Annotated in this window: 11 protein-coding genes; all 11 read left to right on the top strand. The window is 35.3% G+C overall.

The genetic code is table 11. From position 1 onward, the window contains the following. Positions 1–92 precede the first annotated feature (92 nt). The 11 genes from TY13_RS13850 to TY13_RS13820 all read left to right on the top strand — a co-directional run bounded on the left by TY13_RS13850 (position 93) and on the right by TY13_RS13820 (position 13,249). A complete protein-coding gene (locus TY13_RS13850) occupies positions 93–812 on the top strand; it encodes a YebC/PmpR family DNA-binding transcriptional regulator (RefSeq protein WP_042477156.1) in 720 nt (239 codons plus the stop codon). 152 nt (positions 813–964) lie between these two features. After that, positions 965–2,719 (top strand): methyl-accepting chemotaxis protein, encoded by a 1,755-nt coding sequence (locus TY13_RS13845; protein WP_042477153.1) that lies wholly within the window; start codon positions 965–967, stop codon positions 2,717–2,719. A 363-nt stretch (positions 2,720–3,082) separates the two neighbouring features. Further along, positions 3,083–3,205, top strand: coding sequence for a hypothetical protein (locus tag TY13_RS21155; protein WP_268258012.1), 123 nt, complete (start codon positions 3,083–3,085; stop codon positions 3,203–3,205). A gap of 57 nt (positions 3,206–3,262) precedes the next feature. Next, positions 3,263–3,385 (top strand): hypothetical protein, encoded by a 123-nt coding sequence (locus tag TY13_RS21150; RefSeq protein ID WP_268258011.1) that lies wholly within the window; start codon positions 3,263–3,265, stop codon positions 3,383–3,385. A 57-nt stretch (positions 3,386–3,442) separates the two neighbouring features. Then, entirely contained in the window at positions 3,443–3,565 is a 123-nt protein-coding gene (locus tag TY13_RS21145; RefSeq protein WP_268258010.1) for a hypothetical protein, read from the top strand. Between the two features lie 57 nt (positions 3,566–3,622). After that, a complete protein-coding gene (locus TY13_RS21140) occupies positions 3,623–3,745 on the top strand; it encodes a hypothetical protein (protein WP_268258009.1) in 123 nt (40 codons plus the stop codon). Positions 3,746–3,852: 107 nt separating this feature from the next. Then, the gene (locus TY13_RS13840; RefSeq protein WP_042477151.1) at positions 3,853–6,561 is read left to right on the top strand and encodes a class III lanthionine synthetase LanKC N-terminal domain-containing protein; all 2,709 of its coding nucleotides are present in this window, start codon (positions 3,853–3,855) and stop codon (positions 6,559–6,561) included. 38 nt (positions 6,562–6,599) lie between these two features. Further along, positions 6,600–8,177, top strand: a complete 1,578-nt coding sequence (locus TY13_RS13835; RefSeq protein WP_042477148.1) for an ATP-binding cassette domain-containing protein — start codon at positions 6,600–6,602, stop codon at positions 8,175–8,177. 217 nt (positions 8,178–8,394) lie between these two features. Further along, on the top strand, positions 8,395–10,140 hold the full coding sequence (locus tag TY13_RS13830; RefSeq protein WP_042477145.1) for a methyl-accepting chemotaxis protein: 1,746 nt from the start codon (positions 8,395–8,397) through the stop codon (positions 10,138–10,140). A gap of 112 nt (positions 10,141–10,252) precedes the next feature. Then, complete coding sequence (locus TY13_RS13825; RefSeq protein WP_042477143.1) at positions 10,253–11,953, top strand: M3 family oligoendopeptidase; 1,701 nt, start codon at positions 10,253–10,255, stop codon at positions 11,951–11,953. A gap of 216 nt (positions 11,954–12,169) precedes the next feature. Beyond that, positions 12,170–13,249 (top strand): AI-2E family transporter, encoded by a 1,080-nt coding sequence (locus TY13_RS13820; protein ID WP_042477140.1) that lies wholly within the window; start codon positions 12,170–12,172, stop codon positions 13,247–13,249. Positions 13,250–13,400 lie beyond the last annotated feature (151 nt).

Genomic DNA, 13,400 nt, shown 5'->3' with positions numbered 1-13,400 from the left:
GATAATTTAAATTTCATTGATTTTTATGTATAATAGTTAAGTTAAAACATTATTTCATGAAATTTATATATAGCTGAAAGAGAGTGAATCCGATGGGGCGTAAATGGAATAACATTAAGGACAAAAAAGCAGGGAAAGACGCAGCGAATAGCCGAATTTATGCGAAATTTGGTCGTGAAATTTATGTAGCTGCAAAATCTGGTGAACCAAACCCGGAGTCAAACCGTGCTTTAAAAACAGTATTAGAGCGTGCAAAAACATACTCAGTACCAAAGCATATTATTGAAAAAGCAATCGACAAAGCAAAAGGCGGTGGCGATGAGCAATTCGATGAGTTACGCTACGAAGGCTTTGGTGTAGGTGGTACAATGGTTATTGTTGATGCACTAACAAACAATGTGAATCGTACTGCTTCCGAGGTGCGCGCAGCATTTGGTAAAAATGGCGGTAATATGGGCGTGAGTGGCTCGGCTGCCCACATGTTCCAAAGTACAGCAGTATTCGGTGTTGAGGGCAAAACAGAAGACGAAGTGCTAGAAATCTTAATGGAAGCGGACTTAGATGCACGTGACATTTTAGATGAAGAAGGTACAATTATCGTTTATACAGAGCCGGATCAATTCCATGCAACGCAAGAAGCATTTAAAGCCGCTGGTATTGAAGAATTTGCAGTAGCGGAATTAACGATGCTTCCAATGACAGAGGTAGCATTAACAGGCGACGATTTAGCAAAATTCGAAAAAATGATTGATGCACTTGAAGATTTAGAAGATGTTCAACGCGTATATCATAATGCGGATTTAGGGGAATAAATCAATATTAATTAGAGACACTGTTGAATGAAAAATTCCGCAGTGTCTTTTTTACATTATAATGTGGTTGAAGAAACTTTTCTCCCTTGAGAATTAAGTCGAAGTAAGTCACAATATTCATTAACTATCAAAAATGAGAAAGGAGACTATTTATGCGACAAAAGAATAGATTAGCGAGCCGTATTGTAGCAATTACGATTGCGGTATTTATTGTATTAATAGCATCTAATGTTTTTATGATGATTTATAATACGAAAAAGTCTGTGGAAGCAACAATAGGGGAGCACAACGTAACAATAGCGCAAAATATAGCGAAATATCTGGATATTGATGGCTATAAGCAGTTAGTAAATTCGCCTGACGAGAGTGAATTATACTGGAAACTACGTGAGCAATTAAATGAGCTGCGTGAAAAAAATGGCGTATTGTATGCATACACATTTGTACCTCCTACAAATGGAGAAGAGGGGCAGGCTGTTTTTTTAGTCGATGGAATGCCAGTTGACGATCTTGAAAATGCAGCCACTATTGGTAGCGAATCAAGTGCTACATCAAATGCAGATCTTATACAAGCTCTGAAGGAAGATTATCATTATACAGATGTAATAGAAAGCGAGTTTGGCCAATTTATTTCAGGAACAATTCCAGTCAAAGATGCAAACGGTGAGGTAGTGATTTATTTAGGAATTGATATTGCTGCAGAGTATGTTGATATAGTGAGTAGCCTAATTTCAAAGGAGGTTATACCTACTGTTGTTATTATATTTAGCCTAATTGCAATTTTTGGCTTAGCCATACTTTACTATTATATTAATAAATCACTACGACCTTTAAAATCCTTGCAGGAGTCGGCAACATATTTAGCTGAAGGAAACATTAAAGATGCCAATGAAGCTGCATCTAATATAGATATAACGAATGGTAATGAAATTTCTTTATTCGTAAAAGATTTTACGAGCGCTTTAAAGCAGCTTTCTACAACGTTTGAAACAATTCATACGAAAACACATAGCTTAGAGCAAGTCGTTGAGGATATTAATGCGACAGCGCATCATGTAAATAACTCAAATAATACAATCGCCACTAGTCTAACCCAAATTGCAGAAAGTAGCGGCAAACAGCAAATTAGTAATGATGAAGTAATGCAAGCGATGAGTGAAATGGCCATAGGTATTCAAAGATTAGCCGATACGACAAGTGATATTGCAGAATCCTCAAACGATATGACGGAGTTAGTTGAAAAGAGCACTACAAACTCAAAGCAGGTTGTACAGCAAATTCAGAATGTGGAAGCTTCGGTAGTTAAGACGTCTGAACAAGTACGAGAAATGGGAGAGCGATTCCACTCCATTGAAGAAATGATTACTGTTATTACAAGTATTGCAGATCAAACGAATTTACTAGCATTAAATGCAGCAATTGAGGCTGCACGAGCAGGAGAAGCAGGAAAAGGCTTTGCTGTTGTAGCTGATGAGGTGCGTAAACTAGCAGAGATGTCCCGCACTTCAGCAGATGACATTCACCAACACCTACAAAGCTTCTTAGAAATTGCGGAACGTGCATTAAGTGAAATGGCTGTAAGCACAGAAGATGTAAAAGAAGGAAGTTTAGCCGTTACTGCAATCGGCGAAAATCTAGAAAATATTTTACAATCAGTTATAAGGGTAAATAACAATATTCAAGAAAACTCGGCGGTTATAGAACAAATGTCAGCAAGCTCAGAGGAAATATTAGCCTCTGCTGAAGATATGAACCAACTTGTAACAAATACAACAACGCAAACGCAAGAAGTAGCAAAATCAATAGACATTCAAGTAGATATGGTTGAAAAATTAAATGATGTAGTAGACAAGCTTGATTCTACTTCAAAAGAAGTTGTTAATGAGATTGAGAAATTCAAATTGTAATTAGGGAATGTCTGAAAGTATGCTAGTGCGCTTTAATAAATGTTTGCTTTTTTGATATATTAAAAAACTGGACTCTGAGCCCCTTCTGTGATGGATAATCACAGAAGGGGCTATTTTGTTGAAGTGTTTGCTATTTAGAAAAAAAGTTTTATTCTCTGAAAAATTAAAACTAGAACCATTTGAGTTTTATACCTTAGAAAAAGATACTCTAAAAAACAGAGGAAATTTGCCTATTCACAAAATAATTCCATTTTATATTACTTTAAACCAATAATTATCTAATTATTAAAAATTTACAGAATTATTTGATTTTGTTGAAATAATGAGATATAATGGAAATATATTCAGAGGGGGGTGAATAATATGAAATTACGTGAACTATTAGAGCGTTTAGAAGTCTCAGATAGTAAACAAAAAGTTGCTGCTAACTCTGGTGCTAGTAATAGCTGCACAGGCGGGAATTGTCATACAATAGTAATTCAATAGAAGTTTATGTAAATTATGATATACAGTAGAAATATATTCGAATAGGAGGTGAATAATATGAAATTACGTGAACTATTAGAGCGTTTAGAAGTCTCAGATAGTAAACAAAAAGTTGCCGCTAACTCTGGTGCTAGTAATAGCTGCACTAGTGGGAACTGTCATACAATAGTAATTGAATAAAAATTTATGTAAATTATTCTATTTAATAGAAATATATTCAAATGGGAGGTGGATAATATGAAATTACGTGAACTATTAGAGCGTTTAGAAGTCTCAGATAGTAAACAAAAAGTTGCTGCTTACTCTAGTGCTAGTAATAGCTGTACAGGTGGGAACTGTCATACAATAGTAATTGGATAGAAATTTATGTAAATTCTGAGATACAGTAAAAATATATTCAAATAGGAGGTGAATAATATGAAATTACGTGAGTTATTAGAGCGTTTAGAAGTCTCAGATAGTAAACAAAAAGTTGCTGCTAACTCTGGTGCTAGTAATAGCTGTACAGGTGGAAACTGTCATACAATAGTAATTGAATAGATAATTATGTGTCAATCATTGCTTTACATCCATAAATGAACGGTTTTTATTAAAAACAATAAAAATCGTTCATTTATTTACTTTATAGGACCAGGAGGTAAGTTAGTATGAAAGAATTTATGCATGAATTTGAAACAAAATATGCAAAGGTAGACTTAAATAATTTTTATTTTAAAGCTAATTTAAAATTTGAGAAAAATATGACTGTTAGTGACGCGTCTCCTTTTAGATATATTATATTTGATAATGCACAACATTTTCAGGGATGGAAAATACATCTTTCTCCTACATTAGATAAATATCCGTTAGTATTAAATGAAGTATGTAAAATTCTTCAAAATAGAAGAATTTCTTTTAAATATGTTCCGGATATGAGGTCCTTCACATTTTTATCTAGTAAAAACACGAGCATTAGCCAATTCGGTAAATACATAACTATTTACCCATCGGATAAAGCAGAGTTTATAGAATTAATTGAGAAAATTTATTCAGAAATTAGTTGTGAAACAGGAGTACAGGTTCCCTCAGATCAACGATATAAAGATAGTAGTTTTATTTATTATAGATATGGAGCTGCCTTTCCTAAATATGAAACCTCTAATGAAAATGAGAGAAGCTATAATATAATGAACGGGTTCGCAGAACTAAAGGAAGATGTTAGAAAGGGCTATTTCACTCTTCCTTCAGGTATCAAAGATCCTTTTGAGAATAAAGCATTGAGCGATGAGGTCGTTCAAGAGGTTCCAGTAAAAGGTCATTTAACTAATTACACATTTTCAATCAATAAAATACTAAGACATTGTGCCTCTGGAAATGTTTACGAAGGGTATAATGATATAAATAATGAGAAGATTATCATTAAAGAAGGGAGATTGGGGGGAATCCCTTCTATAAAAGAACCTTTGTATAGAGCCCAAAAAGCTAGGATGAATGAGTTTCAATTCTTTACTGAAAACAATGGTAAGTATAATATCTTATTACCAAAAGCAATAGATTACTTTTATGAGGAAGATTCTGTATTTATTATAGTGGAGAAGCTTGAAGGTAAATCTCTAAAAGAATTTATAACTGAAGGCCCAATTTTAAAGCCAGAAAAATCTGAAGAAGAAAAAGCAGATTTCATAAAATCCCTTAAGGATATTTTTAATCAGATTTTCGATTTCATATTGCAATTACATTCAAATAATCTTGTTTTTAATGACATTTCTGATGACAATTTTTTTATAACAACTGACAATAAAGTTGCCTTAATTGATGCGGAAGGAATTTCAGATATTCAGAATAATGAATGGTATGGTATGGGTACTGATAGATTTATGTATAGAATGCCAAAAGGTATTAAAAGTGAAGATAAAGATTTATACATGTTTTCACAACTTATTTTATACTCTGTAATAAGTAGGAATAAAGGATATTCCTTTGATGAAAATTATTATGAAAAAGAATATAGTGCTATCTTATACAAACTCCCTAAAGGTACAAAAGGCTTGTTTAATGCTGGCATGATGTTAATGAATCATATATTAAAAGGGAATTTAACTAGTGATGTTAGTGCAAAATTTAAAGAACTTTTATTTACTGATGAAGAAGTACCCGCTTTAAATAAAAATAGCTTACAGCAAAAGCAAGATCTTCTTGCACGCATTGAAAATATTGAAAAAGTACTATTAAGATATTACTCTAACTTACTTGCAGATAATGTAAATAACGTATTTAAGTTTGCTACTTCTGACTATTATCGTAATAGATTGTCTTTAGTCTATGGATTGCCTGGTGTTTCTTTATGTTTGCGAGAATTTAACATCATAGATGATCGTCAATTGCTAGACATAGCTCATATACTGCAAGAGTACGCGTTAAAAGACGAAAATATAAGTAAACTAAATGACGGATTAGTCTTTGGTAAAGCTGGTTTTACTCTTTATCTTTCTCAGGCTGGCGTACCTATGGAAAATAATCATTTCTTTTTTAATTTAATAAAAGATTTAGGTATATATAATTTTGGGAATTTAGACTTTGCCAATGGATTATCTGGCATTTTTGTTAGCCTAAAGCTAATTAATCAATATAGCAATTATCCAGACCTTAGTAAATGGATTGATATAGTCAAACAACATTTGGAGAGCACAACGTGGCCGATTAGTAAATATCAAGGATTGGAGTATGGCAACATAGGTTTAGCATTTTCGCTAATACTTGCAGAGGCAAATACTTATAATTGGGATATTGCACACAAAAATATTGTTGAAGATTTACAGACGGTTGAACATGACGAAATTTTCTCGGGGCTGTCTTATAGTGTTCAGGAATGGCCGAACATTAGGTCTCCTTATGTTTTTTCAGGTAGTGCAGGATCAATTTTAGTTTTACTTCATCATTATCATGCTAATGGAGAGCCTGACTGGGCTTTGTTGAAGAAATTAGTTCTATCTTTAAAATCGCCATATTTCTATAATTATGGAGTGACTTATGGAACTGCTGGATTAGCATTAGTTATTATGGGGATTTTATTACTCCCTAATATCCCTAACGACTTTAAAGAAGAATTAGAGGATATGCTTACACACAAAATAAATTATGTTGCAACACATTTTCACAATAATAATGGAGCAGTTGGTTTTTTAGGAGACAAGCAATCATTTTATGCGGATGACTATGGAAATGGGGGGCTAGGAATCCTCAAAGTTTTCAAATTATACAAAGAATATTTAACAGATAAATTGACATGGAATAATTTGAATTTCAGCTCATTACCTATACTTCCATGTAAACAAGAGAACCTCGTAAATAATAAGGAGTACGTTTTAGAAAATTAGTACTCGCTCTGAAGGCGGTATTTACGAGGAGGAATGCAATGATTAAATTGGTTATCAGTTTATTTCGAGGGAAGTGGAAACTCGCATTTATCAGTTTTCTCTTGTTAATGGTTCTATCTTTAGATGGGATTGTTTTTCCATATTTTTTAGGTAAATTTACGGATGTGATGACCAATCAAGAATACGACCAAATACCATTATTACTATTTATCTGGTTTGTCTTGTGGCTATTGATTGTTGCGGCTCAATTATGGAATAACTATGTTTTTGGTAAGTTAAGAAGTAAGATAAATATTGATTTGAAAGACAAAATGTTTAAAAAATCATATGATGCTGGGAATAGCAAAGTTCCAGCTAGCCAGTATATCTCGACTATTACTTCAGATATCAAACAGATTGAACAAGATTTCATCAATAGCACAATGAACTTTATCTACAGTATATTACAAGGTGGTATTACGCTAGTATTTTTACTTTTTATCAACTGGAAAGTGGGTATGATTTTTGTGTTACTTGGCACTCTACCTACCCTTATCCCTAAGTTGACATCACGTTGGCTTCAAAAAGGAACTGAGAATTGGCAAGAAGCAAATCATCAGTATATTGGACAACTTGAAGATGGCTTGAATGCGAGGAATTTAGTAAAACGCTATGGCGCTAAAAACCTAATGTTCAAACAATTGTTAGGGGCAGTAACGACAGAACAAAATAAATATTTTTCCATGAACTTTAGAAGAGCTACATCTTCATTCTATGTGGGAGCGCTTTACGTAGTCTCTGCAATGGGATCATTATCATATGGTGCATGGTCGGTTATCAATGGAGAAATATCTACTGGTATGTTAATCACCATCTACATGGCTGCTGACCGAGTAGTATCGCCACTTATTTCCTTGGCGAATATTTATAATGCAATGACGGCATCAGAACCTTTACTCAGAAAAGTACTCAACGAAGAACCTACCCATGTACAGCCAGCAGAACCGGCATTTACTACAAGCGATGATTATTTAATATCTTTGGGAAATGTGAGTATCGGATTTGAAGAAGACAAGCCCATTTTAGAAAATATCAACCTTCAAGTAGAACGAGGTGATCGTATTTTGATAGAGGGGGCTTCGGGATCTGGTAAATCAACATTGCTAAAAACGATAATGAACGAGCAGGACACATTGTCTGGAGAAATCAAATATGGTAGTAGCTTAAATGGGAATTTAACAGAGGCATTTGCAGTTGTTGAACAACAACCATTTGTTTTCCGTAATACATTAAAATACAATTTAATGATTGGTCATGATATAGCTGATGAAAGATTGTATGAGGTTTTGCACAAAGTAGGTTTGAACCGTCTAGCGAACGAAGAAGGCTTACAAATTCAATTAGGCAGCGATGCCCATCAGCTTTCTGGTGGGGAACTGAAGCGATTAGAGGTAGCGCGTGCAATGCTGTCCAATAAAGAAATTCTTGTTGTAGATGAGGCACTTTCGGGATTGGACGGAGAGAATGCCGATCGTTTGAATCAGCTCATTACAAGCTACCCTGGGACGGTTATGAATATTGAACATAGAATAGATGAAGAAATACGGGAGCGATTTAACAAGAAGTTGAAGCTTTAGGGAACTCGATTTAAAAGTAAATACCAACTAGCGCTTCTCTACTCACTTTGTATGCGCTAGTTGGTATTTATCTTACCGCTAAAAGTATTTATCTTTAGGACGTTTTTTATTATTTCAGCTCTTTTTAACTTATCATTAGGCCTCCTTCCCTGTAGTCCCTATTTATGTAATAATATTAGTTATATATTATTAAAAAGGGATAGAGGGGATGATGACAATGACACGTTTTTTAAAATCCATACAAGGTAAATTGCTTGTGTTCTCATTTTTAATATTTTTTATACCAAGCCTCATTATTAGCATTGTCAGCTATACGACAGCGAAGCAAGGAATGGACGAGTTAGGGGAAACGGTAATTAAAAATAGCGTAGAAACGGCTTTGCAATTAATTGAATCGACCAATTATGAGGTAGAGCAAGGCACTATCACATTGCAAGAGGCACAAGAACGCGTCAAATCACAGCTAATTGGTAGGATGAATGAAGAAGGGCAACGACCACTTACATATCCGGCTGATTTGGGGGGAAATGGGTATGTTTATATTTTAGGCCATGACGGGACATTGCTTGGACATCCTACACGTGAAGGGGATAATTTATGGGAAAGTCAGGATAGCTCGGGGAATTATTTTATTCGGGAAGTGAAAGAGCAGGCATTGGCTGGTGGGGGGTTTACATATTATGATTTTGAGCTACCAGGAGAAACGGTTGTTGCGCCGAAATTAATTTATTCAAAGTTAGACCCTCATTGGGATTGGATTGTCGCATCAGGAACTTATATGCAGGATTTTAATTCTTCTGTAAGCGCTTTAATAAAAGTGATTGTTGCAACACTCATTTTCTCGAGTATTGTAGGTGGTATTATCGCTACTATTTTCTCGCGTCATCTAGCAATTCCATTAATACGTTTGTCAAAAAAGGTAAGTCAAATTGCTGATGGAAATTTAACTGTGACAATTGATAAGCTAGATCGGCAGGATGAAATCGGAAGTTTGAATAGCGGCTTTAACAATATGGTAGTTCAGCTAAAAGCACTTATTACAAATGTAGAGAAAACGATATCTGAAATTCAAGTAACTTCTGGCAACTTATCAGCTGTTGCTGAGGAAACCACAGCTTTAGGTGAAAATATCGTCCATGCAGTAGGAGAAGTTGCTAATGGTGCGACTCAGCAAGCGCTAGATACAGAGCAAACAAATCGTTCAACGGCTGAATTTGCAGCTCAAATTGACGTGCTGCATGCGAAAAATGAATCAATATTAACCGCCTCAGTGCAAATGCATGATTCAAATGAGCGAGGGTTAACTAACTTACAGCATTTACAGCAAAGTTCTGAGGATTCGAATAAGCTAATGATGCAAGTACAAGCTGTATTTAATAATTTAATACAAAAAGTGGATGAAGTTGAAGGGATTGTTGGAACAATCAATGAAATTTCAGATCAAACGAATTTATTAGCATTAAACGCCTCAATTGAAGCTGCAAGAGCAGGAGAGCATGGTAAGGGCTTTGCTGTTGTAGCGGAGGAGGTACGCAAATTAGCAGATCAAACCCAGCAGGCAACCGCTTCTGTACAAGGTACACTAAAGGGAATTGAAACAGAAACGAATTTAGTAACAAAAGAGATGGAAAAGGCAGCAGTTATTGTACAAAAGCAACGTGAATCTGTCATCACAACGCAAGGCTCATTTGAAGCGATTGAAAAATCTGTTGAGCATATTACAGCTATCATCAAAGATATGTCAAATAGCGTGAGTCAGCTAAATAACTCTAAAAATACAATGTTAGTTTCGATGGAGAGCATTGCAAATATTAGCGAGAAGAACGCAGTTGTTACGCAGGAGGTCACAGCATCTGTAGAAGAACAACAACATGCCATCCAGCTTGTAACAAACTCTTCAAATGATTTAACAAATGAGATTAGTAGCTTACAGGAGGCTATTAATAAATTCATAGTTCGTTAAGGTGACAATTTCTTATAATGAAAATCCCTTCAGAATAGTTGCAAAATAGCGAATAGTAGTAAATAATTAAAAGCGAAATGAATTCAAATTCAACAAAAAGGTAGGGGACATCATGGGAGTGACATTTAAAGATTATGAGTATAAACGCCCGAATTTAGATGAAATGAAAGTGGGGGTTCGTGCATTAATTGAGGATTTTAAAAATGCACAAAATGTGGAAGAGCAGAGCGAAGTAATTGAAAAAATTAATGCATATCGCAATGCTTTTTCGACGCAAGCTAACTTAGTGTATATTCGTGCGTCTATTGATACGAATGATACGTTTTATCAAACAGAACGTGACTACTTAGATGAAGTAGGACCACAGGCGGAAGAAATCGTATTTGAGTATTATCAAGAGCTTGTAAAATCACCATTCCGTGCACAACTTGAAGAAAAATGGGGTAAACAGCTTTTTGCATTAGCAGAAAATCAAATTAAAGGCTTCTCGCCAGAAGTGATTGAATTAATGCAACAGGAAAATAAGCTTGTTTCAGAATATAGTAAGCTAGTAGCATCTGCACAAATTGAATTTGATGGTAAAACATTAACGCTTGCACAATTAGGACCATATGGTGAAGCGTTAGACCGCAATGTGCGTAAAGCAGCACGTGAAGCGAGCTTTAACTTCTATGCACAAAACGGCGATAAGTTCGATGAAATTTACGATAAGCTAGTAAAGCTTCGCCATGAGATTGCGACGAAACAAGGCTATAAAAACTATGTAGAGCTAGGCTATATAAAGATGAATCGCATTGATTATGATGCACAGATGGTGGAGAAATTCCGCAACCAAGTGCGCGATTTTATCGTACCGGTAGCAACAGAGCTATATAAACGCCAAGCGAAGCGTATCGGTGTTGAAGACTTTAAATACTATGATGAAGGCTTGGATTTCTTAACAGGTAATGCAAAACCACAAGGATCCCCTGAGTGGATTATTGATAATGGTAAGAAAATGTATGAAGAGCTATCAAAGGAAACAGGTGAGTTCTTCAACTTTATGATTGACCGAGAGCTCATGGATTTAGTTGCGAAAACTGGCAAGGAAAGTGGGGGCTACTGTACATTTATTGATGACTATAACTCACCGTTTATTTTCTCAAACTTCAATGGGACATCAGGTGATATCGATGTACTAACACATGAGGCAGGTCACGCATTCCAAGTATACTCTAGCCGCAATATTGGCATTCCAGAGTACCTATGGCCAACACATGAATCTTGTGAAATTCATTCGATGAGTATGGAATTTTTCACATGGCCATGGATGGAGCTATTCTTTAAAGAACAAACAGATAAATATAAGTTCACTCATTTGAGTAGTTCATTATTGTTCTTACCGTATGGTGTAGCGGTTGATGAATTCCAGCATGTGATTTATGAAAATCCTGAAATGACACCTGCAGAGCGTAAGGCAGCATGGAAGGAAATTGAGGCGAAGTATTTACCACATCGTGACTTTGATGGCAATGCATACTTAGAGGCTGGTGGCTTCTGGCAACGTCAAGGCCACATTTATGCTAGCCCATTTTATTATATCGATTACACATTAGCGCAAATTTGTGCATTCCAGTTCTGGAAGCGTTCACGTGAGGACTTTGACAGCGCATGGAAAGATTATGTACATTTATGTGGTTTAGGTGGCTCACAGGCATTCACAGGTCTAGTACGTGAAGCAGGCTTAATTTCACCGTTTGAGGACGGTTGTGTTGAGTCAGTGATTGATACAATTAAAGATTACTTAAATTCAATTGATGATACAGAGCTATAAGTGAAATTTTAATAGGCGCAAGAAATCCATTTTTAAAAATGGATTTCTTGCGCTTTTTCAACATGTAGATGAACGGAAGTATCTCTTGGGTGAATCATTGCCTTGGGCTTATTCAAAAAGATGCTAGGATATCCTTATTTTTAGACTTCAGTGATTGTATTTTTTTGGTCTATATGCGATTATTGCTAATAGATAGATGATGATTGAGGTGGAAATATGACAAAGAAATTATGGTTTCAAGTAGCAATTGGTTTATTATTATCACTGCTTATTGTGAAATACTTTATGGAAATTCGTGCTATCTTTAAGCCATTTATTATTATTTTGAAAACCGTTTTTATACCATTACTATTGGGCGGTGTGCTTTACTATGTTACAGAGCCGATACAGCGCTTTGTTGAAAAACGTGGTGTGCCAAGATGGGGTAGTTTAATTATAATTGTTGTACTGCTAGTGGCGGGAGTTTCGGGCTTTTTATTGTTAATCGGTACACCAATCTCGAAGCAAGTAAATAATTTAGTGGATAATGCACCTTATATCGGTGAAAAAATCCAAGAAACAACAGACTATGTACTTGACAATAAAGATCACTGGCCACCTCAAGTTGGGCAATTTATTGATTCTATATCTAATTCTCTTCAAGATATCGCAGTGAAGGGGAGTAGAATGATTGTTACCTTTGTCAGTGGGGCAGTGTCCGCTACATTTACGCTTATTCTTGTACCATTTTTCTTTATTTTCATGTTAAAGGACCATGAGAAGTTCGCTCCTCGCATTTATGGATTATTTACTGGAGAGCGTCGAGCATGGATTAAGAAGACGTTAGGGGATATTGACTCGGCATTACGAAGCTATGTACAAGGACAAGTATTAATTAGCTTTTTACTAGCATTGATGATGTTTATCGGTTATTTAATTATTAAATTAGATTATGCATTATTATTATCAATATTGGCATTCTTTATGAATATGATTCCGTTTATTGGACCATGGGTTTCGCTTATACCAGCGCTTGTTATTGCACTTATTCAAAAGCCAATATTAGTTGTTTGGGTAGGTGTTATTACACTTGCTGCGCAACAAATCGAAAGTAATTTAATAACACCTAATGTTATGGGGAAATCTCTAGATATTCACCCATTAACAGTTATTACAATCGTTTTAGCTGCGGGTAATATCGCAGGTTTCATTGGGATTTTAATTGCCATCCCAACATATGCGGTTATTAAAGTAATTGTAAAAAATATTTACGAAGAGCGTAATAAAATTAAAGACGCAGCGACGAAGACGTTATAAAGTGAAACTTCAATCAGTGGGGGTTTTCTTTATCCCTCACTGATTGGTAGTTTCACCAATCGGGTTTTTACAGGCTGTTTGATCCCCAATTTAAACATCTTGATTTTATCTGCTGTTTTGAAATGGGGGTCTGGTGCTCCTGCGGTTACTC

Origin of the sequence: Bacillus ndiopicus (genome assembly GCF_000612805.1) — a bacterium.
Classification (GTDB): Bacteria; Bacillota; Bacilli; order Bacillales_A; family Planococcaceae; genus Metasolibacillus; species Metasolibacillus ndiopicus.
This window is presented reverse-complemented; position numbering and strand designations above follow the sequence as displayed.

What these genes read in the sequence shown, in the direction of transcription:
- TY13_RS13830 (WP_042477145.1), top strand. Translation starts at nt 8,395, where the DNA reads ATGACACGTTTTTTAAAATCCATACAAGGTAAATTGCTTGTGTTCTCA.
- TY13_RS13840 (WP_042477151.1), top strand. Translation starts at nt 3,853, where the DNA reads ATGAAAGAATTTATGCATGAATTTGAAACAAAATATGCAAAGGTAGAC.
- TY13_RS13835 (WP_042477148.1), top strand. Translation starts at nt 6,600, where the DNA reads ATGATTAAATTGGTTATCAGTTTATTTCGAGGGAAGTGGAAACTCGCA.
- TY13_RS21150 (WP_268258011.1), top strand. Translation starts at nt 3,263, where the DNA reads ATGAAATTACGTGAACTATTAGAGCGTTTAGAAGTCTCAGATAGTAAA.
- TY13_RS13820 (WP_042477140.1), top strand. Translation starts at nt 12,170, where the DNA reads ATGACAAAGAAATTATGGTTTCAAGTAGCAATTGGTTTATTATTATCA.
- TY13_RS13850 (WP_042477156.1), top strand. Translation starts at nt 93, where the DNA reads ATGGGGCGTAAATGGAATAACATTAAGGACAAAAAAGCAGGGAAAGAC.
- TY13_RS21155 (WP_268258012.1), top strand. Translation starts at nt 3,083, where the DNA reads ATGAAATTACGTGAACTATTAGAGCGTTTAGAAGTCTCAGATAGTAAA.
- TY13_RS13845 (WP_042477153.1), top strand. Translation starts at nt 965, where the DNA reads ATGCGACAAAAGAATAGATTAGCGAGCCGTATTGTAGCAATTACGATT.
- TY13_RS21145 (WP_268258010.1), top strand. Translation starts at nt 3,443, where the DNA reads ATGAAATTACGTGAACTATTAGAGCGTTTAGAAGTCTCAGATAGTAAA.
- TY13_RS13825 (WP_042477143.1), top strand. Translation starts at nt 10,253, where the DNA reads ATGGGAGTGACATTTAAAGATTATGAGTATAAACGCCCGAATTTAGAT.
- TY13_RS21140 (WP_268258009.1), top strand. Translation starts at nt 3,623, where the DNA reads ATGAAATTACGTGAGTTATTAGAGCGTTTAGAAGTCTCAGATAGTAAA.